The organism is Paenibacillus anseongensis (assembly GCF_009757995.1).
GTDB lineage: Bacteria > Bacillota > Bacilli > Paenibacillales > NBRC-103111 > Paenibacillus_E > Paenibacillus_E chondroitinus.
This window is the reverse complement of record NZ_WSEM01000012.1, coordinates 23,744-49,000: the sequence shown is the minus strand read 5'-3', so window position 1 is coordinate 49,000 and position 25,257 is coordinate 23,744. Positions and strand designations below refer to the sequence as shown.

Annotated in this window: 17 protein-coding genes; all 17 read left to right on the top strand. The window is 49.5% G+C overall.

Annotation, left to right across the window (positions count from 1 at the left end):
• Window positions 1-221 precede the first annotated feature (221 nt).
• The 17 genes from GON05_RS12625 to GON05_RS12545 all read left to right on the top strand — a co-directional run bounded on the left by GON05_RS12625 (window position 222) and on the right by GON05_RS12545 (window position 25,254).
• Window positions 222-1,526 carry a sn-glycerol-1-phosphate dehydrogenase gene (locus tag GON05_RS12625; protein ID WP_157319485.1) on the top strand — a complete coding sequence of 435 codons (1,305 nt, stop codon included), beginning with the start codon at window positions 222-224 and terminating at the stop codon, window positions 1,524-1,526.
• A gap of 745 nt (window positions 1,527-2,271) precedes the next feature.
• Window positions 2,272-3,657, top strand: a complete 1,386-nt coding sequence (locus GON05_RS12620) for a family 4 glycosyl hydrolase (RefSeq protein ID WP_157319484.1) — start codon at window positions 2,272-2,274, stop codon at window positions 3,655-3,657.
• Between the two features lie 13 nt (window positions 3,658-3,670).
• A complete protein-coding gene (locus tag GON05_RS12615) occupies window positions 3,671-5,050 on the top strand; it encodes an MATE family efflux transporter (protein ID WP_157319483.1) in 1,380 nt (459 codons plus the stop codon).
• 25 nt (window positions 5,051-5,075) lie between these two features.
• Window positions 5,076-7,289, top strand: coding sequence for an alpha-galactosidase (locus GON05_RS12610; RefSeq protein WP_157319482.1), 2,214 nt, complete (start codon window positions 5,076-5,078; stop codon window positions 7,287-7,289).
• A 2-nt stretch (window positions 7,290-7,291) separates the two neighbouring features.
• Window positions 7,292-7,666: a cupin domain-containing protein gene (locus tag GON05_RS12605; protein ID WP_157319481.1), complete on the top strand. Its 375-nt coding sequence runs from the start codon at window positions 7,292-7,294 to the stop codon at window positions 7,664-7,666.
• Window positions 7,663-9,444 (top strand): glycoside hydrolase family 36 protein, encoded by a 1,782-nt coding sequence (locus GON05_RS12600; protein WP_157319480.1) that lies wholly within the window; start codon window positions 7,663-7,665, stop codon window positions 9,442-9,444. Before GON05_RS12605 ends, GON05_RS12600 begins: the two co-directional genes overlap by 4 nt.
• A gap of 39 nt (window positions 9,445-9,483) precedes the next feature.
• Entirely contained in the window at window positions 9,484-10,473 is a 990-nt protein-coding gene (locus GON05_RS12595) for an aldo/keto reductase (protein ID WP_157319479.1), read from the top strand.
• Between the two features lie 36 nt (window positions 10,474-10,509).
• Window positions 10,510-11,709 (top strand): glucuronate isomerase, encoded by a 1,200-nt coding sequence (locus GON05_RS12590; RefSeq protein WP_246239073.1) that lies wholly within the window; start codon window positions 10,510-10,512, stop codon window positions 11,707-11,709.
• A 145-nt stretch (window positions 11,710-11,854) separates the two neighbouring features.
• Complete coding sequence (locus tag GON05_RS12585; protein ID WP_157319478.1) at window positions 11,855-12,811, top strand: ABC transporter permease; 957 nt, start codon at window positions 11,855-11,857, stop codon at window positions 12,809-12,811.
• A gap of 30 nt (window positions 12,812-12,841) precedes the next feature.
• Window positions 12,842-13,711: a carbohydrate ABC transporter permease gene (locus GON05_RS12580; RefSeq protein ID WP_127457595.1), complete on the top strand. Its 870-nt coding sequence runs from the start codon at window positions 12,842-12,844 to the stop codon at window positions 13,709-13,711.
• 45 nt (window positions 13,712-13,756) lie between these two features.
• Window positions 13,757-15,325 carry an extracellular solute-binding protein gene (locus GON05_RS12575; RefSeq protein WP_157319477.1) on the top strand — a complete coding sequence of 523 codons (1,569 nt, stop codon included), beginning with the start codon at window positions 13,757-13,759 and terminating at the stop codon, window positions 15,323-15,325.
• A 131-nt stretch (window positions 15,326-15,456) separates the two neighbouring features.
• A complete protein-coding gene (locus GON05_RS12570; RefSeq protein ID WP_157319476.1) occupies window positions 15,457-17,031 on the top strand; it encodes a type 2 periplasmic-binding domain-containing protein in 1,575 nt (524 codons plus the stop codon).
• A gap of 158 nt (window positions 17,032-17,189) precedes the next feature.
• Window positions 17,190-18,152 (top strand): Gfo/Idh/MocA family protein, encoded by a 963-nt coding sequence (locus GON05_RS12565; protein WP_181646383.1) that lies wholly within the window; start codon window positions 17,190-17,192, stop codon window positions 18,150-18,152.
• An 18-nt stretch (window positions 18,153-18,170) separates the two neighbouring features.
• Window positions 18,171-20,306: a glycoside hydrolase family 31 protein gene (locus GON05_RS12560; protein WP_157319475.1), complete on the top strand. Its 2,136-nt coding sequence runs from the start codon at window positions 18,171-18,173 to the stop codon at window positions 20,304-20,306.
• Window positions 20,307-20,357: 51 nt separating this feature from the next.
• Window positions 20,358-21,377, top strand: a complete 1,020-nt coding sequence (locus GON05_RS12555) for a response regulator transcription factor (RefSeq protein WP_157319474.1) — start codon at window positions 20,358-20,360, stop codon at window positions 21,375-21,377.
• Window positions 21,374-23,194, top strand: coding sequence for a cache domain-containing sensor histidine kinase (locus tag GON05_RS12550; RefSeq protein WP_157319473.1), 1,821 nt, complete (start codon window positions 21,374-21,376; stop codon window positions 23,192-23,194). The genes GON05_RS12555 and GON05_RS12550 overlap by 4 nt, the downstream gene beginning before the upstream one ends.
• Window positions 23,195-23,358: 164 nt before the next feature.
• The gene (locus GON05_RS12545; RefSeq protein WP_157319472.1) at window positions 23,359-25,254 is read left to right on the top strand and encodes a PrkA family serine protein kinase; all 1,896 of its coding nucleotides are present in this window, start codon (window positions 23,359-23,361) and stop codon (window positions 25,252-25,254) included.
• Window positions 25,255-25,257: the final 3 nt, after the last annotated feature.

Here is a 25,257-nt window from a genome sequence, read left to right as displayed (position 1 = left end):
GATAAGGACAGGAGCTCTGAAAATCGAAATCGAGTGATGGAGTAGGGAGTCAGGAAGCTGGAGTTCGAGTGATGGAGTAGGAGATTCGGGGAAGCTGAAGTTCGAGTGAAGGAGTAGGAGATTCAAGGAAGCTGGAGTTCGAGTGATGGAGTAGGAGATTCAAGGAAGCTGAAGTTCAATTGATGGAGTTTGGTTTGGAGATGGAGAGGGGATGTAGTGGAATGAGTGAGGTTTTGAATACATGGCTTGGTCGTACGATTGATTGCGCATGTGGTCAGAAGCATGAAGTTCCGATTCGACGTATCGTGATTGAGCGAGATGCGCTGGGGCAGGTGGCCGGTTATGTGAAAGAAGCCGGATATCGTGAAGTTACGCTTGTTGCGGATGAGAAGACGTATCAAGCGGCGGGCCTGAAGCTGCGCGGACTGCTGGAAGCCGCGCAAGTCAAGGTCAGCATCAGCGTGATCCGTGAGAACGCGATGGGAGAAGTTGCCGCCGATGAGGAAGCGATCGTTCAGCTGCTGCTGGACACGCCATTATCGTCGGAGGTTCTGATTGCCGTGGGGGCGGGGACCCTGCACGACATCGTGCGCTTCGCGGGTCACCGCACGAAGCGGCCTTTTTTGTCTGTGCCGACAGCGCCATCCGTCGACGGCTTCGCTTCGGTCGGCGCGCCGCTTATCGTGCGCGGCTTCAAGACCACGATTCCGGCAAGTTCACCGGAAGCGATTTTTGCCGATCTCGCGCTGCTCGCGGAAGCGCCGCAAGCGATGATCGCAGCCGGCCTCGGCGACATGCTCGGCAAGCATACCTCGCTTGCTGACTGGTCGCTTGGCCGCGTGCTGCTTGACGAGCACTACTGCGAGCTGAGCGCGCAGTTGACGCTGGAAGCCGTGGAGCTCTGCACGGCTCATTTGGACGAGATCGCGCAGCGCACGGATCTCGGCATGTTAAAGCTAATGGAAGGCCTGGTGCTCTCCGGCCTTTCCATGCTCATGGTCGGCCACTCGCGGCCGGCCTCCGGAGCTGAGCACCATCTCTCCCACTATTGGGAGATGGTGCTTCTGCAGCAGCGCCGCCGGGCGCTGCTGCACGGCGCGAAGGTCGGCGTCGCGACCGTGATGATGGCGCAGCGCTATGCGTCGCTGCGGGACATCACGGCCGCTGAGGCCGCTGCGCGCCTAGCGCAAAGCCAGGCCCCGAGCCGGGAAGCGGATGCGGAGCGCATCCGCGGGGCCTATGGGGCCATGGCCGAGCAAGTCATCGCCGAGAATTTTCCGGCGGATGGCGGCGTTGTTGATAGCGAGGCGCTGAAAGCGCGCATCGCTTCGAGGTGGGGCGATGTGCAAGCCATCGCCCGCGCGGTCCCTGCACCCGAGCAGCTGGCTGCTTGGCTCGGGGCTGTGCAGGGACCCGTTGCGCCGGAGCAGCTCGGCGTGGAGCCGGAGCTGGTCGCGGCGTCACTGCGGGATGCGCTGTTCGTGCGCAACCGCTTTACGGTTTTGCGTTTACTGCGACTGCTGTAAACGATGTTTGGGACGCCCGGGGAGTTTTATTTGCTCCCCTGGCGTCTTTTTGTTGTATTCCAGCGAAGTCGGATAATCTCATTGGATGAATTCCAATGAGAGGGCGGAAATGACGGCTAAAATAGCGGTCCCATTGGACTAAATCCAATCAGATGATCGAATTTAGCTCGAAATGGGGTGTTTTGAAGGAGGGGCATTGGATTTCGTCCAATGCAAGGTAGCAAATATGGCTAGAAAAGGCACTTGCATTGGATTTCATCCAATGAAGAGCGAGATGCTAGTTGAGAAGCAAAAGTAAAAGTAACAAAGCAAGTATCTAGAGAAGGCGGGTAGGAGTAGGGTTAGATAGGTAGCTAGAAGCAAAAGTAGAAGTAACAAAGCAAGTATCTGGAGAAGGCGGGTAGGAGTAGGGTTAGATAGGTAGCTAGAAGCAAAAGTAGAAGTATCAGAGTAAGTATCTAGAGAAAGAGGGATAGGAGTAGGGTTAGATAGCTAGCTAGAGAAACAGCAGTAGCAGAGCAAACGTTTACCAAAAAGACCGTCAGACTAAACGTCTGATCGGTCTTTTTTTGATGTTCGCACAAGGAGTAACAGGAATTTGCATTTGTAAGCTTGCTAAGCCACAAAACTGAAAAGTGTAAAAAATCACAACCCCGCTAAATTTTTGCCATCCCTTTAATTCGGATTGTTTTCTATACTTGTAGCGTATGCATGAATGGATGATGGTGAGGAGGAGCAAAGCACAATGAAATTCAATAACGGGAAAGTTAATGAGATACAAATTGCTTATATTGGTGGGGGCTCCATGTATTGGGCCAAAAATCTCATTGCGGATCTTGCGCTTGATGAACAATTGTCCGGTACGATTCGGTTGTATGACCTTGACTACGACAAAGCCAAAAATAACGAGAAATTGGGCAACTCGGTTTCTGATTATGCCGAAACGAAGTCCAGATGGACCTACAAGGCTTACCCGACGCTGAAGGAAGCGTTGAGCGGTTGTGACTTTGTGTTTATTTCGATTCTTCCCGGAACGTTCACGGAGATGGCCTCCGATGTGCATGAACCGGAAAAATACGGCATTTACCAAGCGGTAGGTGATACGACCGGACCCGGAGGGCTGGTTAGAGCGCTGCGGACGATTCCGATGTATGTGGAAATTGCACAAGCGATCGAGCGCTTTTCGCCGGATGCTTGGGTGTTTAATTATACGAATCCGATGACGCTTTGTACGAGAACGCTATACGAAGTGTTTCCAGGAATTAAGGCGCTCGGTTGCTGTCACGAAATTTTTGGAACGCAGGGATTATTGATTCGCATGCTGCGTGACATGGAAGGGATAGAGGGCGTGCACCGAGATGAAGTGAAAGTGAATGTACTGGGCATTAATCATTTTACTTGGATCGATCAAGCCACTTTTCAAAATATCGATCTGCTCCCGATGTATCGGAAGTTTGTAGATAAGTATTACGAGACGGGGTTTGAGCATAACAAAGACGCCTGGATGACGAACACATACACGGCCGCTAACCGGGTGAAGTTTGATTTGTTCCGTCGTTACGGGATTATTGCGGCGGCAGGCGATCGTCATCTGGCAGAATTTATGCCTCCTTGGTACATGAAGGACCCGGAAACGGTTCGCTACTGGAAATTTGGCTTGACGACGGTCGCAAGCCGTGTGGAGAAGCACTTGGCGACGGAGCTTTTTTACCGCAAGCTGCTTAGTGGAGAAGAGAAGCTGCCGCTGAAGGCATCGGGAGAGGAAGAAGTTAGACAGCTCAAAGGATTAATCGGCCTTCAACCCTTTGTTACGAATGTAAACGTGCCGAATGTGGGTCAAATGAAGGGGATTCCGCTCGGAGCGGTTGTGGAGACGAATGCCTATTTCTCAGCGAACAGTCTGCGTCCTGTTTATGCAGGCGAGCTTCCGCCCGCTGTGCATAATCTGGTGCTGCAGCACACGGTGAATCAAGAACTTATTTTGAAGGCCGCTCTACAAAAGGATAAGGCGTTAGCCTTCAATGCTTTCGTGAATGACCCGCTTGTGAACATCGATGTGAACGAGGCGGAGATGTTGTTCGAGCAGATGCTGCAAAATACGAAATCGTATTTGCCGGGATGGAACATCTAATGGCGGCCCGATCATGAAAGCGGCAGAAGCCTACAGCGATTCCGTCACGGTAGATCCACAGGATCACAAGGCGGTCCGCCGCATGATTTTTAAGCTGGCCGGACCCTCTTTGACGGAGATGCTGCTCATTAACATGACACAGATGGTAATGATGATTCTGGTGGGACATCTAGGAGCGGTTGCGGTTGCCGCTGTTGGATTAACAAGTCAGCCTTATATGTTAATGACCGTCCTTTTTGCAGCGCTGAACACAGGCACAACGGTCATTGTCGCCCGTTCCACAGGAGCAGGCAATAGGGGGGAGGCGAACCGGGCTGCCGGCCAATCGCTCATGCTCGGTTCTGTGCTCTCCGTTCTAATCGTGGCGCTTGGCATCCTTTTATCGGAGGAGATGCTCCGAATGATGGGGGCTAGCCCTGAGGTCGTTCATTATGGGCTGAGCTATGCCAGGCTGATGTTTCTGTCCATTGGATTTTCCGCCATCTCGTCCGCTTTGTCCGCTATTTTACGCGGGGCTGGAGACACCCGGACGCCAATGAAAATTAATGTGTTGTCGGGGTGTCTGTCGATATCTCTGGGGTTTGTGTTGATTTACGGCCATTTAGGCCTGCCGGAAATGGGGGTTGCTGGAGCAGCTATCGCCACTCTGGCGGTTCAGGCTATGGCGATGATTGCATTCTTAGTCGTTATGTTCAGCGGGAAATTTGCGGTGCGGATTGGTTGGGCGGAGATAAGCCGTCTGGATAAAAACATGATTTACCGCATGTTGAGAATCGGTATTCCCTCAAGCCTTGAGCAGCTCATTATGCGTCTGGGGATTATGACGTTTGTCAAAATATGCGCAGGGCTTGGGACGGTTGCCGTTGCCGCCTCGCAAATTGTGACGAGTATTATCGGCATCTCGTTTATGCCCGGGGCTGCTTTTGCCATAGCGGCCTCCACGTTGGTGGGGCAAACGCTTGGCGTTGGTAAACCCGACCTTGCTGAGCGGTATGTCTGGCAAATTCGGAAATACGGCATGCTCTTAGGCGGTGTCATGGGGGCGGTGTTTATCTTGTTTGCCCCCTACATTTTTAGGCTGTATACAAGTGACGCCACCATTATCCGCGAAGGGGCATGGGCGCTTCGAATTGTTGGTTTTATCCAAATTTCGCAAATCTCTCAGTTTATTCTTGGCGGAGCTTTGCGGGGAGCTGGAGATACGAGATTTCCATTGTACTCGACTTTGATTGGCGTCTGGGGCGTGCGGGTCATGCTCAGTTATTTGTTTGTTTATATCTTTTCGTGGGGGATGTTCGGCTTGTGGAGTGCCGTTGCCTGCGATCAATTTTTACGATCAAATCTCATTTATTTCAGGTTTAAACGGATGGTTTGGAAACAGGTAAAGATTTAAATGCACAAGAAAGGGGCTGCAGGATATGGGAATTGTGTACGATCCGAATTCGCAAACCTTCCATCTTCAAGGGAAGTCGACCAGCTATATCATGCAGTTGATTAAATCCAAATATCTTGCCCACGTCCATTTTGGACGACGGGTTCGCGGAAGCAATCTTGGCGGCCTGCTCGCCATGCGGCGCCGCTGCTCATTTTCGCCGTCAACGGATCCGGATGATTTGACACTGTCGCTCGACACGCTGCCGCAGGAATTTCCGGCATATGGAGGCAGTGATTTTCGCGTACCCGCCTATCAGGTGCAGATGGAAAACGGAACGACCGTCAGTGAGCTTATTTATGAGTCCCATCGGATCTATGCGGGTAAACCGCAGCTGGAGGGCTTGCCTGCAACTTATGTGGAAGAGGACGGCGAGGCGGAGAGTCTCGATATCGTTTTGACGGATGCCGCCATCGGTTTGCAAGCCATTCTGACTTATACGGTCTTTCGAGATCATGATGCGGTTGCCAGATCCGTTCGATACATCAATACGGGAAACCGTTCGATGAAGCTGCTTAGAGCGTTAAGTTTCGGCCTCGACATCTCGCATTCCGAGTTCGATATGCTCCATTTGTCTGGAACCTGGGCGCGCGAGCGCCATATCGAAAGACGCCCGCTGGCAACGGGGGGATCCGTAATTGAGAGCCGGAGGGGGAGCAGCAGCCATTCGCTCAACCCGTTTATGGCCTTGCTCTCGAAGCAAGCGGATGAAGATCAAGGAGAAGCCTATGGCTTTAGTCTTGTATATAGTGGAAGCTTTGTCGCGCAAGCAGAGGTAGATCCTTACGGAACAACCCGTGTTGTCATGGGGATTAATGCCTTTGACTTTTCCTGGCTGTTAGAGCCGGGGCAAGCTTTTCAATCGCCTGAGGCCATTCTTGTATTTTCAGCAGAAGGGCTTGGCGGGATGTCGCGCACTTACCATAAGCTGTACCGTACGCGACTATGCCGAGGAGAGTATAGGGATCGTCACAGACCGATTCTCATCAACAACTGGGAAGCCACCTACTTCAACTTCAATGCGGATAAAATCGAAGAGCTGGCGGTGGTTGGCAAACAGCTCGGTTTAGAGCTGCTAGTTCTTGACGACGGATGGTTCGGCAAAAGGGACAATGACAAAAGCTCGCTCGGAGATTGGTTCGTTGATCCGGGCAAGCTGCCTAAGGGCATGCCGGATTTGGTTAGCCGTGTGAACCGGCAGGAACTGGCGTTCGGTCTGTGGTTTGAGCCGGAAATGGTGTCACCGGACAGCGATTTGTATCGCGCACATCCCGATTGGTGTCTGCACGTGCCGGGTCGGCGCAGGACCGAAGCGAGACAGCAGCTGATTCTGGATTATTCGCGCCAAGATGTGAGGGATTACATCGTAACTGTCATAACAGATATACTGGCCAGCAGTCCGATCGCCTATGTCAAATGGGACATGAACCGCAATATGACGGAAATCGGTTCAGCTCTGCTCCCTCCAGAGAGGCAGCGGGAGACGGCGCACCGCTATATGCTTGGGCTCTACGAAGTGTTGGAGCGAATCACGTCCAGATTCCCGAACGTGTTGTTCGAAAGCTGCTCTGGCGGCGGCGGGCGGTTCGACCCAGGCATGCTTTACTACATGCCGCAGACGTGGACGAGTGATAACACAGATGCGGTGGAGCGGCTAAAAATCCAATATGGCACAAGTATTGTGTATCCAATCAGTGCTATGGGGGCGCATGTTTCTGCAATCCCGAATCATCAAGTCCATCGCCTGGCACCGCTTGATACGCGGGGGCATGCCGCCATGTCGGGCAATTTTGGCTATGAGCTGGATTTGACCACGTTTACGGAGGAGGAAAAGGAGGCTGTAAAACGGCAGGTTGCGCTATATAAGCAGTTGCGTCCGTTAATTCAATTCGGGCAATTTTACCGATTGAGCAGCCCTTTTCAAGGTGTGGATGCTGCTTGGATGTTCGTGTCGGAGGATCAGAAAGAAGCGCTTGTCGCTTATTTCCAAGTGCTGGCTGAGCCAAATGCTCCGCTGAAGAAGCTGCGTCTTAAGGGCTTGGAAGCAGGCGCCAATTATCTTTTGTATGATGCGGATGCTCCTGATGAGACTGAAGCTACGTGTTTTGGCGGAGACGATTTAATGCATGTTGGTTTGCATTTACCGATATGGAAAGGCGATTTTCGAAGCCGCCTTTACCGTTTGAAAATGGAGGGGTAACGATGATAAAGCTGCGTTTGAGCGAGCTGCGGGATACCAAGAGCGGGCATATTTTGCACGATGTTTTGCCAGGTGATTACTTATCTTCAGGCGGTCTTTCATTTGCCAAACGAGGGGAGCGCAGTCACACCAATGATGGACCTGACGGCAGAGACTATCATATCCATAAGGATTGTGAGGCGTTCATCATTTTGCAGGGGAACGGAACCATGGAGATTAACGGGGAGCATACGCCGGTTACCACAGGGGACATCGTAATTGTTGAGCCAGGCGAAGATCACCACCTCAATTCGAGTGAAGACGATCCGATTGTCACTGTATGGTGCCATGCAGGCTTGAACCGCCATAAGAATCAACAGCAGGAGGAGTCCGAATGAACCGGCAAATCACGACGGCTGCTCATACCTTTACGTTAACTGGAGAGAGTGGTCCGTTCACGGTGTCTCTTGCAGCTGAGAAGCTGCAAGAGGGCTTGGATCTAATCACGCTGCGTCTGGATGCGGAAGAAGCGGCGGTTCCCCCTGTTTTAACGATCAATTGGTCCCATCCCGCATGTGATATTCAGGCCAGCTGGCATCCGGCGCATGACCGCAATAAACGCTTTAAGGCCGACTGGATGCGCACATTGCGCTCGAACGCAGCGGCCTCGGCCCCTGTTTATGCGCTGTTTAACAGCCTCGGCCGCAATAGGCTTACATTCGCTTATTCGGATGCACTGAATACCGTTCATTACTCGGGAGGCATTAGCGAGGAAAAAGCGGATTTCCATTGCCAGGTCCAATTATTTGCGGAGACGACGGCACCTTTTTGTTCGTATGAGGCTAAACTTCTCGTGGATACAAGAGATATACCTTACTACGAATGCTTACAAGGCGTGCAGGAGTGGTGGAGCTCAATGCCGGAATACCGCCCTGCTTTCGTCCCAGCCGCCGCCAAAGAACCGATGTACTCAACTTGGTACAGCATGCACCAGAATGTAACGGACAAACAGATTGAACAGCAGTGTCAGATCGCCAAGAAGCTCGGGATGGAAGCCGTCATCGTTGACGATGGCTGGCAGACAGAGGATAACCGTAGAGGGTATGCCTACTGTGGCGATTGGGAGTCATACGCGGGGAAATTCCCCGACATGAAGCGGCATGTGGATGCGGTTCATCGTCTAGGCATGAAATTTATTCTATGGTACTCTGTGCCATTTATCGGTAAATACAGTCGTGTGTGGGATCAATTCAAGGATAAAATATTGCGCTTTAATGAGAACCATGGCGCCGCCGTGCTTGACCCGAGATACCCGGATGTCCGAGAGTATATCATTCATAAATATGAAGAAGCGGTGAAAGAATGGGACTTGGACGGATTCAAGCTGGACTTCATCGATACGTTTTATTCGCCGGAGCTGCAGCTTCCTTCAACGGTTGAAGGGAAAGATTATGAATCGATTCCGGCGGCTGTTGACCGTCTCTTGACGGATTCGATCGGCAGGCTGAGAGAGCTGAAGCCCGATATCATGATCGAGTTTCGCCAAATGTATATTGGGCCGGCGATGCGCAAGTACGGCAATATGTTTCGCGCGTCGGATTGTCCGAATGACAGCATTCAGAACCGGGTGCGGACGATTGATATTCGACTGATTTGCGGCAATACGGCGGCTCATGCGGATATGATCATGTGGCATCCCGAGGAGCCGGTGGAAAGCGCCGCACTCCAGCTGATTAACTGCTTGTTCTCCGTCCCTCAAGTTTCAGTTCTTCTGGATACATTGCCGTCCGACCATTTGGCGATGCTGGGCTATTGGCTTGCTTTTTGGAAAGAGAATCGGGATCTGCTTCTGGACGGCAGCATGGAGCCGATGAATCCGGAATTGTTATATCCACTTGTACGTTCTGTTAAAGGTGATAAAGGGATTGTTGTCGCTTACCATGACAGCATTGTGCCTATTTCAGTTGTGAAATCCGTGTCGAAGTGGATGGTGGTGAACGGCAGAAGGCAGGATGGACTGTACCTTGAGGTGTCAGAACCGTTCGAGGCAGCTGCTAAGGTGGTCATTACATCGTGCACGGGTGAGATTGTCGAGGAAAGGTTCGCCCAGTTTACGGCAGGTATTCATAAGCTGGCGATTCCAGCTTCCGGCATGGCAACCCTCTTCCTTTCATAATCATTCTATCCAGCTCTTACCTAATGGGAGGTTTCATTTATGAACTATTTAGCAGACGAACAACGATATACCAAAATGGCTTATCATCAGACGGGAAAAAGCGGGCTTAAGCTGCCGCCGATCTCGCTCGGCTTATGGCATAACTTTGGCGGCGTAGATACGTTCGAGAACAGCAGGGCGCTCTCCCGCCACGCTTTTGATTTGGGGATTACGCATTTTGATCTTGCGAATAATTACGGTCCGCCGGCAGGTTCTGCGGAAGAAACGTTTGGGCAGATTATGAAAAAGGATCTGCACCCCTACCGCGATGAATTGATCATCGCCACGAAGGCCGGCTATCGCATGTGGGATGGCCCTTATGGAGAGCGGGGCTCCCGAAAAAGCATGCTATCGAGCCTTGATCAGAGCTTGAAACGACTAGGTTTGGATTATGTCGATATCTATTATTCGCACCGGTTCGATGCGGAAACGCCGCTTGAGGAAACGATGGGCGCTTTGGATCAAACGGTACGCCAAGGGAAAGCGCTGTATGTTGGCGTTTCCAACTATAATGCAGAGCAGACGGAAAAGGCAGCGAATATTTTGAAAAGCCTGGGAACTCCGTTTGTGATCCACCAAGTACACTATTCCATGTTCGAAAGAAAGCTGGAACAAGGTTTGCAGGATGTGCTGGCCCAAGAGGGCATTGGTTCGATCGCTTACAGCCCGCTGGCTAGAGGGCTGCTCACCGATCGTTATTTGGAGAACATTCCGGCAGACTCGCGTGCCGCCGGAGGCAGTGTGTTTCTGCGGCCTGAAGACATCACCGAAGAGAAGATTGCGAAATCGCGCCGGTTGAACGTGATGGCGCAGGAGCGGGGACAAAGCTTGGCCCAAATGGCCTTGGCGTGGGTTCTTCGCAAGGGGCGCGTGACTTCCGCTTTGATCGGGGCAAGTAAAGTGCAGCAGTTGGATGATAATGTGGCGGCTTTGAACCAGCTTCATTTTACAGAGGACGAATCGGCTTTGATTGATCAAATTCTAGCATAGATCCGAATTTCGTAGCAGCAGGAGGAGGAAATAGAAATGAGCATGGGGATACAACTTAGTAAAGAAGCGTTCACGAAGCATATTTTGCAGCAACCGGTTTTGGATACGCACACCCACCTTGTGGGGGATCGTCTCGCTGCTGGGGATTTTTGGGAAGTAGCTCATTACTTCTGGCTGTTTCGCGAGATGCAGGCAGCAGGTTATCCTGCAGATGCGATGGAGCTGCCGGAGGATTTGCGAATTTCTGCGTTCTTGGATGCCTACCAAGCAACCAGAAATACCTTGATGAACATTGCGTTCACGCATATTCTCAAAGATCTTTATGGCATAACGCTTAGCGATAAGGCTTCCGTGCTGGAAGCCGATAGGGCCATCAAGCAGTCTGCCCAAAGAGCCGATTGGGCGCAAGAGGTAGCCAACCGTATGCAAGCGCGACGTTTCGTCGTGAATATCCCGGAGCACGCCGCGTTTCAAGGCATGGCGCACAATGCCATTCTCATTCCACGGATAGATGGCAAGTTGGGGGCATGGGTCAAGGACATTGAAGCGTCAAGTGACCGTGCTGCGGCATTGGCGGAAACACGTGCGAAGCTGGGCCAATTGTTGGATACGTACAAAGAGGATGGCGTCAAAGGAATCATGACGACGCTGCCAAGCTATAAGGCCAGCGCCAATCATAAGATCGTCATCGGTCAGGACAGCACCAAAGATGAGATCCTGATGATGCTTTTACACGAAATCGGAGCAGCAGCTGAGCAGAGAGGACTGCTTGTGCAGCTATTTCTCGGCGTAGAGCGCTCTTGGTGTGGAACAGCGGTGCCGGTCAATGATCCGGAGCGTATCTTAAAGCTGTCCGCTTTATTTGAAGCGTACGCTTGTCCATTTGAGCTTGTCGTAGCGTCGGAACTGAATAACCTGGATATCGTGCAGGCCGCATGGAATTTCCCTAATGTGCACGTCGGTGGGCACTGGTGGTTTAACTTCCGCGCGAGCACCTACCGTGACAGCATGCAGTACAGGCTGGAAGCTCTGCCTGCCATCAAAAGCTCGCTGATCGTATCCGATGCGCGCTGTATGGAATGGAGCTACGGGAAAATTATCGTGATTAAACGGCTAGTGGGCGAGTTCCTCTGGAATCAAATCGAAGCGGGCTGGATTGATCAGTCCACGGCGTTACAAATCGCGGAAGATTGGCTGTATCGAAGTGCGGCGAAACGGTACGGCGTCGAGTCATAAAGAGACTTTTTTCGAGCTGCTATCCAGTCTCCAATCAATCATAAAAAAACACAAAGCGCTATAAGTTTCGCCATCGCTAGCTGCTACCAACCCTTGTAAGATAAGGAAGTACATTAAATGCTGCAAGCATGAAGGGGAGGAGAACATGGCCAGTAAAATTCAGCCATCCGATCGAACAATTTACAATTTCACATCGCAGAGTCAGAAATGGGCTTTTATGCGAAAACATTGGCCGATTTATGTCATTTCACTACCGGGTATTATTTATTTCTTGCTTTTTAAATATATCCCCTTATTCGGTTCAGTCATTGCTTTCCAAAACTACAACATATTCAAAGGCATTAAGGGGAGTCCGTGGGTTGGGTTGGAAAATTTCCAACGGATGTTCCAATACACCGAATTTCTGCAGATTTTGAAAAATACGATTTTGATTGGGATCTACGATTTGGTCTTCGCCTTTCCGGTTCCCATCCTATTGGCTTTATTGATCAATGAATTACGCATCATGACTTACAAAAGAATCGTTCAAACCGTGGTCTATATGCCACACTTTCTCTCGTGGGTCATTGTAGGCGGGGTTGTTGTCGGCGTACTATCCCCGTCCACTGGAATCGTTAATCATCTTCTCGGCTTATTCGGCGTCGATCCGATCTACTTTTTAGGGGAAAATGAATATATCCGTACGATTCTTATCTCTTCAGGCATTTGGAAAGACAGCGGTTGGGGGACGATCATCTATTTGGCTGCTATTGCTGGGATTAACCCTGATCTCTACGAGGCTGCCCAAATCGATGGTGCCAGCCGGCTTCGGCAAGTGTTTTCTATTACGATTCCGACGATTTTACCGACGATTGTCATTCTATTCTTGCTTCATATCGGAAACTTTCTCGACTTTGGCTTTGAACGCGTCTTTGTTTTCCTCAACCCGCTCAACAACGAAAATGGGGAAATTATCGATACGTTCGTATACCGTGCAGGACTTGTCGACCGTCAGTACAGCTACACAACGGCTATTGGGTTATTCAAGTCGGTTGTCGGCTTAGTGTTAATTATGTTCAGTAATACATTCAGCAAAAAAGTAACGGGTGAAGGCTTGTATTAATGACACAGATAAGAAAGGAGGTAATTCGCTATGATTATGACAAGAGGCCATAAAATTTTTAACTTTATTAATATTATTTTGCTGGGAGCTCTCGGACTAAGTATGGTGCTTCCCCTCATCCATATTATTGCACAATCCTTAAGCAATAACGTCGCGATTAACGCTGGGCAGGTCTCTCTGTGGCCAGTTGGTTTTACACTTGGAAGCTATAAGCTTATTCTGCAAGATCCGACAATCTGGTTAGGATTCCGGAACAGTGTCATTATTACCGTTTTCGGTACATTCATCAATTTGTTTATGACAACGACGCTGGCGTATCCGCTCTCCAGGCCTGAATATTTGTTCCGTAAATCGATTCTGATTATGATACTGTTTACATTGATTTTCAGCGCACCGCTAATTCCAAATTATTTGCTCGTGAAGCAGTTAGGGTTGCTTAATACGCTATGGGCTTTAATGCTCCCGATGGCGATCAGTGCTTTTAATCTATTTGTTATGCGATCTTTCTTCCTAAACCTGCCGGTTGAGCTGCTGGATTCAGGCCGAATGGACGGATGCGGGGAGTTCCGGATCTTGTGGAACATTGTACTGCCGCTTTCCAAGCCCGCTATGGCGACCATGGGAATCATGTATGCCGTTGGACACTGGAATCGTTATGCCGAAGCCGTCTTTTACATCGATCACCGAAATTGGATTCCGCTGCAGGTTCGCTTAAGGGAGATTGTATTCACGGATCAGTTCGGCCAATCGGATGTATCGTCTGAATTAATGCTTTTCCTTTCACCAGAAGGGATCAAAATGGCTGTTATTGTTGTTGCGACGATACCCATTCTTCTGGTCTACCCGTTCCTGCAAAAACACTTTATTCAAGGTATGATGGTAGGCTCCGTCAAGTCTTAACCTTATGGAAACACATCTAATTTCGATTAGAAAGAGGGGATTCCATTGAGAAAAGTAGCAGTTGTGGCGTTAGCTGCAGCACTGTCTGCTGGAACTATGGCCGGTTGCTCCACAGGAACGACAGAACCGCAGCAAACCGCTGCGGCTACGGCGGCACCGGAGGCGAAAAAACTGCCAACGAAATTTTCCATTTCGTATCCGACAACATCCAATACCGGTTACCACACTCGTGTCGATATTAACAATGACAAGTGGGTGAAAAAGTTAGAAGAGCTGACGAATACCGACCTCACGCTGAAAATAACGGAAGTAAGCAAAATGGGCCTCATGTTCGCCAGCAATGACGTGCCCGATGTCGTGGGAAGCTTGGGAACAGCGACAGATAAAGCGATGTCCGGTTCCGTAGAAGCGGGTATGTTCATGCCTCTGGATGACTTATTGAAACAGAATGCTCCCAATTTGATGAAAATGGTGCCGAAGGAAGCTTGGGAAGCTGTATCCTATAATGGCAAAATATACGGTATTCCCAACTGGTTGAACAATCCCTCCAGGCGTGCCACCTTTATTCGTGCCGATTTGTTGGAGAAGGCTGGTTTGCCGGCACCGAAAACGGTTGATGAGTTCCTGAATGTCCTCCGCAAATTTAAAGAGATGGGCGTTAAGTACCCATATGGGGGGCGTGAAACATTAAAATATGCCGACACGATTCTCGGTGCTTACGATGTGCTTCCGTATAAAGAACAGTTCGAATTGGTCAATGGCCAGGTTGTGCCGAAATTTTTCGATACGGACAACATGATGAAAGCTTTATCCGTCTATAAAACCATGTACGATGAAGGCTTGATGGCTAAGGAATTCGCGACGACGTCATCGACGGATTGGTTAAAAAATATTCGAGCCGGCGAGGTAGGCATATGGTCTTCCAACTTGGTCAGTTTAAATGATTTCCGGACGAATATTCCAAATGCTGTGAAGGGCGCGAAAGTCGATGTGATCTCATCACCCAAGGGTCCGGATGGCAAAAGCGGCTATCTGATGTATTTACCTGTCACAAGTGCGCACTATATTAACAAAAATGTGAAGCCTGAGACGGCAGAGGAGATCGTGAAATATTTTGATTGGATGTCGTCAGACGAAGCTTATAAGTTCTTCACGTTTGGAATCGAAGGCGATACGTATACAGTGGTTGATGGTAAAATCAAGTATAAAGAGCCGACCAACAAAGAAGAACAGGAAGAGCAGGACCATAGAGGCACCTTGCACTCCGCCCATGAAAGCACGGTGAACCGTCTGAAAATGGAAACGGATCCGAACGGTCCGTATATTTTGGATGCTTTCGATAACATTCTTGCCCATGAAGGGTTATCTGGTATTGGCTTTGCTCCGGATTTGGAGGCGAATAGCAAATACCCCGACGCTGCTTCGCCGGGTTCGGATGCAGCTCCGAAAATCATTATGGATCATATGATCAAAATGATATACGGCAAAGAGCCGATTTCGGACTGGCCGAAGGTGATTGAAGAATACAAGACCAAAGGCGGCAATGAAATTATCAAAGAAGCAACCGATCGTTATCAAAATAAAAAAGGCATTCTTTTTCTTGGAAAGAAATGAGGATGACCGCTAAGCAATCGTATAAAATGACATAGCTCCTTAAATTTATACATTCAGAAAATTTTAAGCAGTCGTTATGATAACACTGAGCAGTGGAACCGCTTGCAAAAAAGCTGGAAAGAAGGGGTTATATGAAAAAAACGATTAGTCTCACTCTCGCTGTCATCATGGCAGCATCCGCTCTTACCGCCTGTTCATCCGACGGAAAAACAGCGGAACAAGCATCATCGCAGCCGTCTGCCGATTCAAAGAAAGCACCGACTAAATTTTCGATCCTTTTTCCTACGACCGTTAGTACGGGCTATCATACCCGCGTGCCGGATCTGAACAAGGACAAATGGGTATTGAAGCTGGAGCAGTTAACCAATACGGATCTTGATGTTAAGGTGATGGAGGATGCCAAATTCGGCGTCATGTTCGCAAGTAACGACATCCCAGATGTCGTTGGCAGCATTGGCGGTCCAGGCAGTAAGTCCATGTCCGGTTCCGTGGAGAACGGTGTGTTCATGCCGCTGGATGATCTGCTGAAACAGTACGCTCCGAACTTGATGAAAGCGATTCCGAAAGCCGCTTGGGATAGCGTTTCGTATGAAGGCAAAATCTATGGTGTGCCTGAATTTTTGAGCAATCCATCCCGTCGTTCGACTTACATTCGTACGGATCTATTAGAGAAAGCAGGGCTTCAAGCGCCGAAAACCGTCGATGAATTCCTGAATGTGCTGCGTACTTTCAAGAAGCTGGGTGTCGAGAATCCGTATCAGATGAGGGAGAACTTCAAGTATGCGGACGTTATTCTGGGCGCGTACGACGTGCTTCCTTACAAGGATCAATTTGAATTGGTGAATGGTCAGGTTGTTCCGAAATTTTTCGATGTAGAGAATGTGCAAAAAGCACTTACGACTTACAAAACGATGTACGATGAAGGCTTGATTCCAAAGGAATTCGCTACGATCTCCTCCACGGATTTCTCTAAAAATATTGAGTCGGGCAAAGCCGGCATCTGGTCGCAGAACGCTTCAGGCTTGCCGGGATACCGGACGAAAATTCAACAAGCCATTCCAGGATCCAAGGTTGAAATCGTTGCCTCGCCGAAAGGGCCGGAAGGGAAAGGCGGCTACTTCTATTATGCGCCGGTTATTCGAACCTTCTTCATTAACAAAAACGTGAAGCAAGAAACGGCAGTCAACATTATTAAATTCTTCGATTGGATGGTTACACCGGAAGCCGAAACCTTCTTCACTTTTGGTATTGAGGGAGACACTTACACCAAGGACAGCAGCGGCAAGATTAATTACAAGTTCCCGACGACCAAGGAAGAGACGGATGAAGAAGGCTTCCGCAGCGGAACGATGTGGGCGGTGCATGATTCCACTTACAACAAACCAAGATTGCTGCTGAACGAGGATGGCAAAGCGACATTGAAGGCATTTGATGAGGTGTTAACGAAGGAAGGACTGCCAGGCATTGGCTTCTATCCGGATTTGAGCACATTCTCTAAATTCCCGGATCTTGCGGCGCCGCAACCCGATGTAGGTCCCAAAATTATTGTTGACCATATGATTAAAATGATTTACGGCAAGGAACCGATCAGCGATTGGCCTAAAGTCATCGAAGAGTACAAGTCCAAAGGCGGTAACGAGATTATTAAAGAAGCGACCGATCGTTGGAACAAGAAGCAAGGCGCAATTATGATTGATATTAAATAAGGGCGGAAAAGTATCCATTGGCAGAGTTTTGCTGGTGGATATTTTTTTTATTTGCAGAAAATCGTAAAAAATGACATACGAGCTTAATTTTATCCTTTCAGCGTGCCGGATTAATTCCTATAATGAAGGCAACGAAACAATGAAGGGGTGACCAACGCGTGAAAGCGATATTGGTTGGTTTGGGTTCGGCAGGATTTAGCTGGTATAAGCGCCTGCGAGATCAAGGTTTATTGGCAGCCGTTGTTGAGGTGGATGCGGCGATGAAAGAGAAAATGCAGAATGACCCTTTTCCTTTTTACACTTCCTTAGAGGAAGCCTTGCAGAAGGAGCAAGCGGATTTTCTTGTCAATGTAACGTCACCGATGGTGCACACTGTGGTGAATCATGCGGCTTTTGATCGTAAATTGGCGGTTTTATGCGAAAAGCCCATCTCCTTTAATTATGAGGAATCCATTGAAGTGGTGGCTCGGGCAGAGCGAGAAAAGCTGCCTTTTATGATCGCAGAAAATTACCGGAGGATGCCGCATATACGTAAAATGAAACAGCTTTTGGACGAGGGCGTTATCGGCAGCTTGTCCTCTATGGATGTACAGTTTTATAGATTTCACAACGTACAAAGAAGATACACCGTCAGCATTCTGGATGACATTGGTGTTCATCACTTTGATTTGTTCCGTTATTTTAGCGGAAGAGAAGGAAAAACCGTACAGGCAAAGCTGTACAACCCGATCAATGCGTGGGATCAGGACGGCGCCATTATTAATGCTTATGCGTTCTTGGAGATGGATAACGGCATTACGGCTTCCTATAACGCCTCCATCTCGGCCAGAGGGACTGAAACACCGTGGAGCGGGAATTGGCGCTTGGAAGGTACGGAGGGAGCGATTGAATACGTCGATAAAGAGATTCGCGTCATACGGGACGGAGAGGTTCAACGGATCGAGGACTATAGCGGTATTGATCTGACCGATACGCTGGCTGAATTCCTGGCTTCGCTGCGGGAAGGGCGGGAGTCGGAGACAAGCGGCCGGGATTATTTGAAAACGCAGGCGCTTGTACATTATGCCAAGTTGGCTAGCGAATTCGGGAAGACGTACGCAATTCCGGTTCCAACAATATAGACGAATGGAGATGTGAGCATGCCGATCACAAAGTGGGAACAAACAGCGCCAGGTATCTGGCGTTTGACAATTGGAGAGCCTCAGGGGATTTCACCGTTAACATGGATGGGGGTTGCACCTAAGGATGAGGCATTGCAGCAGATGCCGCAGGTAGAGCCACCTTTTGTCTGGGACAGTGTTCAGCTGGAGGAAGCGGGAGGGCGCTTTATTTTGTCCTTTCCACTAAATAGAACCGAGAAACTGTATGGGACAGGCCTTCAGCTGCTGCGAATGAACCAACGGGGAAGAACCCGCTTTTTGCGTGTGAACAGCGATCCTAAACAGGATACCGGTGAAACGCATGCTCCCGTCCCTTTTTATGTGAGCGATCAAGGGTATGGGGTCTGGGTGGATACGCCACGCATCGTAACGATGTTTTGCGGCTCTACGTTGAAACAAGAGGATACGCAGCAGGAAGAGATTCGCGATCGCAATACGGATAAGGGATGGAAGGCTACGCCGGTGGCTTCACGGGTAGAAATCCAGATTCCTGCCGAAGGCGCAGTCGTCTATTTATTTGGCGGGCCTACCCTTTCTGAAGTGGTAGCCAGATATAATTTAATGTGCGGGGGAGGCGTTTTGCCTCCGAAATGGGGACTAGGTTTCTGGCACCGTGTTCCGACACTGTACAGTGATCAGCAAGTGCTTGAAGAAGCCGAGCAGTTCCGCCTTAACGATTTCCCTTGCGATGTCATTGGACTGGAGCCTGGTTGGCACAGCCACAGTTATCCGGTCACTTATGAATGGGAAAAAAGCCGGTTCCCTGAGCCTGCTAGCTTTGTCCATGAACTGGCTCAAAAGGGCTTCCGTGTGAACCTTTGGGAGCACCCGTACGTTTCGCCTCAGAGCGAACTATATGCAGGCTTGCAGCCGCTTTCGGGAACCCATACCGTGTGGGGCGGGCTTGCGCCGGATTACTCGCTGCCAGAAGCAGCTGAGCTTTATAAGAAACAGCATGAGGAACGGCACGTGCATATCGGAGTGTCCGGGTACAAGCTGGATGAATGCGATGGCAGTGAATTGACGAACAATTCCTGGATGTTCCCGGCCCATGCCAAGTTCCCATCCGGCTTGGACGGCGAGCAGATGAGACAGATGTATGGCTTGATGTTCCAAAAAATGACGGCTGATCTGTTCCGAAGCCAGAATCGCCGGACGTACGGACTGGTCAGAGCTTCAGGCGGCGCTGCCTCGACAATGCCTTATGTTCTGTACTCGGATTTATATGACCATAAGCAGTTTATTCGGGGGATTTGCAGTTCTTCCTTCAGCGGTTTGCTGTGGACACCGGAGGTTCGCCGGGCGAGAAATGCCGAAGATTGGGTTCGGCGTATGCAAACGGTCTGTTTCTCGCCGATGGCCATGCTGAATGCATGGGGAGACGGGACTAAACCATGGTCCTTCCCCGAGGTAGAGGGCACCGTGCGGCATTATATCAAACTGCGGATGAAGCTTCTGCCGTATTTATATACCGCTTTTGCGGTGTATCGCGAGCAAGGGATTCCGCCGTTTCGGGCGATGCCGTTCGTACTGACGCCGGAAGAGATTGCCGACGCGGAAGCCAAGTTAGCCGCCCAAGATGAGCAGCTTTTGAATACGACGGATGGCGCTTACGGTAAGAAGAAGGCTAGAGAGTGGGACGACCAGTATATGGTCGGGGATGCCCTGCTTGTAGCTCCTCTGGTCGAGGGGGAAACCGAGCGTGAGGTACTGCTGCCCGCTGGTATTTGGTATGGCTTGGAGACGGGAGAGCGCTATACAGGCGGCTGTGTGATCCGTGTGCAGGCAGGCCTTGAGCATATCCCTGTTTTCGTGAAAAGCGGCTCCATTATTCCTATGATGGCTGCGCTTCCGCATGTTCCGGCACCTGGGACGCTTACGGAGATTGAATTGGTGCACTTTGGCACCGAACCTGGAACAGCAAATCTTTATGACGATGATGGTGAAAGCTTCGATTACGAGCAAGGCAAATGCAGTTGGTGGAATTTGAGCGTAACGATCGATCAAGACGGCCAATATATCGGTGCATGGATAGGAGAAAACGATGGATCGTCCTCTTACCAGGCGGTCAATTGGCGATTTGCACAAACACGTTTATTGATGAACGAGCAGTAGTAGGTTATCATAATTGGATTAGCAACGCTGAGAGCATGAGGGGGTCTGGACATGCATGTACTGATCGTGGACGATGAACCTGTTATTCGCAGAGGAATGGTAAAAATGGCGGAACTGTACGTCCCCGCTTTCTCCAAAATTCAGACGGCCGAGAACGGCGAAGCTGCTTTGGAGCAAATTCGGGCGTCAGAGCCTGATCTGGTGTTGACGGATGTTCGCATGCCCAAAATGGACGGACTGGAATTATGCAAAATTATTCATGAGGAGTTCCCTCATATCAAAACCGTTGTCATATCCGGTTACAATGACTTTGAATATGCACAAAAGAGCATGAATTATGGTGTCAGGCACTATTTATTGAAACCGGCTACCAAAAGTGATGTCCATGACATGCTGGATCAGCTGATCAAAAAACCGAAACACGGTTATTTATCCCCTTCCCGCTATATCGAGTGGATCGATCAGATGGAACAGCAAATATGGGCTTTGCAAATGGAGGAAATCAAGAACCTTATCACAGGCTGGCGGGAATACTGCCTGTCGGCGAATATCTCGCTGGCCCAGCTGAAAGAGCTGCTGGATGATTGCAATGCGCTTCTCGTAAAACGCTTTCAGGCACGCCACTACTCGCCTGCATCCGTTCCTGCTCATCTGCAGGCGGATAGCGTCAAAGAAGCGCTGGACGCTTTTGAGCAAGGTCTTTTGAACATGATCAGCGGGCTGCACGCAGTCCGCAGCGGTCATTTCAAAGATCCGATGGAAGAAGCCAAGGCGTATATCGACAGCCGGTTGTCAGAGGATATTTCTTTGGATCAAGTCGCGGCTATGGTTGGACTGACGCCGACGTATTTCAGCTCGCTTTTCAAAAAAATCACGCAAGAGACCTTCGTACAGTACCGAATTAACAAACGAATGGCGAAGGCGAAAGAAATGCTGTCCGCACCGCATGTTCGAATCGTTGATGTTGCAGCGGATGTTGGATATGACGATTATCCCCATTTTACGAAAACCTTTAAGAAAATTGTCGGTGTTTCCCCAACGGAATACCGCGCCAGATTAGGTATCAAATGAAGATCAGAGGTTTTACGAAGAAAATATTTGCGTATTTCCTCATTGTTATTGTCCTTTCGCTCAGCTGTGTAGGTATCTTCTCCTATATCATTACTTCCGGAGAACTGGAGGAAATGGTAGAAAATCAAATGGATCAAATTGCCGGGAACGCCGTTCACCATACCGATCTATATCTGAAGGACTATGAGCGCTCGATTGTCTCGCTGTTAACGAATAGACAGATTATGGAGTTCATTGATCTGCCTGCCACAAGGGAAGAATATGACTATTATTTGTATCGTAAAACAATCCGGGAAGTTAGCGTAGACCCGCTATTTATACGTAATCCCAAACTTGCTTCTGTTTATCTGATCAGCGATAAGAGGAATGCGGTTTATTATTATAATAATGTGAATGAACAATCCTTTAATGCCGAGGATATCCAAAAGCAGCGCGATTATTTCCTTGCCAATACGACGGCTGACGGACAATTAAGCATCTTGAATCACACGATCATTGAAGGGCAAGAGAATCAAATGCTAACGATCGTCCGCCGTATTCGCGGCTATACGTCACCGGAATTGTCGGGTTTACTTGCGATTGAGATGCGGTCAGCCGATCTGTCGGCCTTATGGAAAGGCATTGATTTAGGGAAGTATGGGTATTTGTTTATCATCGATGACAAAGGGCGTTACATTTACCACCCGGATGGGTTTAAAGTCGGGACGAGTGTGCCGAAAGCTTTTTTTGCTAAGCTAAATCAAGCCGGTTCGCATTCGTTTGCTGACGCTTACGAAGGCGATGAGCGCATGTATGTAAGCCGCAAATCGGAGTTTTCCGATTGGCAGCTTGTTGTGTCCATGCCGATTCGCGAGCTGCGCAAGCCGCTCTCCAACATCCGTTCGACAACGCTGGTCGTCGGATTGTTCACTTTGATCTTGGCGATCCTGCTCGCCTACAGATTCGGCAAATCCATTGCCAAACCCGTGCAAACGCTCAAATCCGGCATGCGGGAGACGGAGAAAGGGAACTGGGCGACGATTCCGCTGCCGCCTCACCGCGATGAGATTGTCGAGCTGATGGTCCGCTATAATTTGATGGTCAAGCGGCTTTCGGAAGCCGTGGATCGTGTAGTGCAAGTGGAATTAAGCAATTCCGAAATTCGGATGGAACGCCAGAAGGCTGAATTTCAATCGCTTCAGCTGCAGATTAATCCCCATTTTATGTACAACACGCTGGAAACAATCGTTTGCTACGCCACTATTCAGGATTCTGAGGAGATTTCTGAAATTGTGAAAGCATTGGCTTACATGCTGCGCTACTCCGTTCAGACGAACCTTGAGGAAATCACAGTTGCGAACGAGTTGAAGCACGTTATGTATTATTTGGTCGTATTAAGGCATCGCATAGGCCGGGAGTTCGAGATTGATGTGGCGATTAAACCTGAATATTTGCTTCATGTTATGGTGCGTCTGACGCTGCAGCCGCTGGTTGAAAATGTGTTCCAACACGCCTTCCCGGACGGCCTGGAGGATTATCACGTTGTCCGGATTGATGGCGGTGTTCGTGATGGCATCTTTTGGATCAGTGTGGAGGATAATGGGACCGGGATGTCAGAAGCGAAGCTAACGCAGCTCCGGGAGAAGCTGAATACGAATCGACTGGCGGACGGCGAAGTGGATGAAGCGGGGAAAAAGGGCGGCATCGGCGTTTTGAACGTTCATCGCAGGATTCAGATGGTCTATGGTGAGCAGTATGGGCTGCGAATCGAAAGCAAGCTTGAACAAGGCACCAAGATGATTATGGCCATGCCGGCTTTGCCTCAAAAGCTGGAGTAGATGCAAGCAGCCGGATTAGCAAGGCGCATTTTCTTTCTTATGAAAACCAATTCTCATAAAAATTTCGGGCAAGTTCTCTTCTGTGGGTGCATAGGATTGTAGTACACAATTCACCATCACGAGCTGACCTGTAGTTAGAAAGGCAGCAGTGAAAGGAGGTACCCATGGACATATTCAAAAGAATTTCGGAGCATCGTACGGAGAAGGATGCATTGAGCTGGACCGGTACGTTCGCGGAGTACATAGAATTGCTTCGCAAAAATCCTGGACTCGCAAGAACCGCACATTCCAGAGTCTATGATATGATTGCTTCGCAAGGGATTAATGATCAATCCGGGCACAAGTCTTACAAATTTTTCAACCAAGAGATTTTTGGCCTGGATCGAGCGATTGAGAAGCTGGTAGAAGAATATTTCCACTCCGCTGCCCGTCGATTGGATGTTCGTAAACGTATTTTGCTGCTAATGGGTCCTGTAAGCGGTGGTAAATCCACAATTGTGACTATGCTAAAACGTGGGTTAGAGCAGTTTGCCAAAACAGACTTAGGGGCCGTCTATGCGATCAAAGGGTGCCCGATGCACGAGGAGCCGCTTCATCTCATTCCGATGGAATTGCGTCCCGAAATCGAGCGAGAGTTAAATGTGAAAATCGAAGGCAGCTTATGTCCGTCCTGCCAAATGCGGTTGAAAACCGACTACAACGGATGCATTGAAGACGTCTTGGTGGAGCGTGTATTTGTATCCGAGGAAGGCCGTGTCGGTATCGGGACGTTCAGTCCTTCGGATCCCAAATCGCAGGATATCGCCGATCTGACGGGAAGCATCGACTTCTCGACGATCACCGAGTTCGGCTCTGAGTCCGATCCGCGTGCTTACCGGTTCGATGGGGAGCTTAACAAGGCCAATCGCGGGATCATGGAGTTCCAGGAAATGCTGAAGTGCGATGAGAAGTTCCTCTGGAACTTACTCTCACTTACGCAGGAGGGGAATTTCAAAGCGGGTCGCTTCGCCCTCATCAGTGCCGACGAGTTGATCGTTGCGCATACGAATGAAACGGAGTACAAATCCTTTATTGCCAATAAAAAGAATGAAGCGTTGCAATCCAGGATGATTGTCATGCCGATTCCGTATAACCTTCGGGTATCCGATGAAGAGAAAATTTACTACAAGCTCATCGGACAGAGCGATATGTCGCACATTCACACAGCCCCTCACTCGTTACGTGTAGCTGCCATCTTCTCCATCATGACCCGTTTGAAGGAAACGAAGAAGCAAGGGATGGATTTGGTTAAAAAGATGCGGATGTACGACGGCGAAGTCGTCGAAGGCTACAAAGAAGCCGATCTGAAAGAAATGCAAAATGAATTCCAAGAAGAAGGCATGAGCGGTATCGATCCACGTTATGTCATCAACCGGATTTCGAGCGCTCTGATCAGGCAGGATCTTCAGTGCATTAACGCGCTGGATGTCTTGCGTGCCCTGAAAGATGGCCTGGATCAGCATCCGTCGATTACGAAGGATGAGCGTGAACGGTATCTCAACTTCATTTCCGTCGCGCGTAAAGAGTACGATGACATTGCCAAAAAAGAAGTGCAAAAAGCCTTCGTCTATTCCTTCGAAGAGTCAGCCAAAACCATTTTCGACAACTATCTCGATAATATTGAGGCTTACTGCAACTGGGGCAAAATCAAGGATCCGCTCACCGGTGAGGAGATGGATCCGGATGAGCGCCTGATGCGCTCCATTGAGGAACAAATCGGCATTTCCGAAAATGCGAAAAAAGCGTTCCGAGAAGAAATTCTGATCCGTATCTCCTCCTATTCGCGGAAAGGCCGGAAATTCGATTACAGCAGCCACGAGCGTCTGCGTGAAGCGATTGAGAAGAAGCTGTTCGCCGATCTGAAAGATATCGTGAAGATCACGACATCGTCGAAAACACCGGATGAGAAGCAGCTGAAGAAAATTAACGATGTGACGAAGCAGTTAATCGATGAGCACGGGTATTGCCCGGTGTGCGCCAATGAGTTGCTGCGTTATGTGGGAAGCTTGCTGAACAGATAAATT

Coding starts and splice junctions, on each gene's coding strand:
- GON05_RS12625 (WP_157319485.1), top strand. CDS start 222: ATGAGTGAGGTTTTGAATACATGGCTTGGTCGTACGATTGATTGCGCA.
- GON05_RS12620 (WP_157319484.1), top strand. CDS start 2,272: ATGAAATTCAATAACGGGAAAGTTAATGAGATACAAATTGCTTATATT.
- GON05_RS12595 (WP_157319479.1), top strand. CDS start 9,484: ATGAACTATTTAGCAGACGAACAACGATATACCAAAATGGCTTATCAT.
- GON05_RS12555 (WP_157319474.1), top strand. CDS start 20,358: ATGCATGTACTGATCGTGGACGATGAACCTGTTATTCGCAGAGGAATG.
- GON05_RS12605 (WP_157319481.1), top strand. CDS start 7,292: ATGATAAAGCTGCGTTTGAGCGAGCTGCGGGATACCAAGAGCGGGCAT.
- GON05_RS12545 (WP_157319472.1), top strand. CDS start 23,359: ATGGACATATTCAAAAGAATTTCGGAGCATCGTACGGAGAAGGATGCA.
- GON05_RS12600 (WP_157319480.1), top strand. CDS start 7,663: ATGAACCGGCAAATCACGACGGCTGCTCATACCTTTACGTTAACTGGA.
- GON05_RS12610 (WP_157319482.1), top strand. CDS start 5,076: ATGGGAATTGTGTACGATCCGAATTCGCAAACCTTCCATCTTCAAGGG.
- GON05_RS12550 (WP_157319473.1), top strand. CDS start 21,374: ATGAAGATCAGAGGTTTTACGAAGAAAATATTTGCGTATTTCCTCATT.
- GON05_RS12585 (WP_157319478.1), top strand. CDS start 11,855: ATGGCCAGTAAAATTCAGCCATCCGATCGAACAATTTACAATTTCACA.
- GON05_RS12580 (WP_127457595.1), top strand. CDS start 12,842: ATGATTATGACAAGAGGCCATAAAATTTTTAACTTTATTAATATTATT.
- GON05_RS12615 (WP_157319483.1), top strand. CDS start 3,671: ATGAAAGCGGCAGAAGCCTACAGCGATTCCGTCACGGTAGATCCACAG.
- GON05_RS12560 (WP_157319475.1), top strand. CDS start 18,171: ATGCCGATCACAAAGTGGGAACAAACAGCGCCAGGTATCTGGCGTTTG.
- GON05_RS12590 (WP_246239073.1), top strand. CDS start 10,510: ATGAGCATGGGGATACAACTTAGTAAAGAAGCGTTCACGAAGCATATT.
- GON05_RS12570 (WP_157319476.1), top strand. CDS start 15,457: ATGAAAAAAACGATTAGTCTCACTCTCGCTGTCATCATGGCAGCATCC.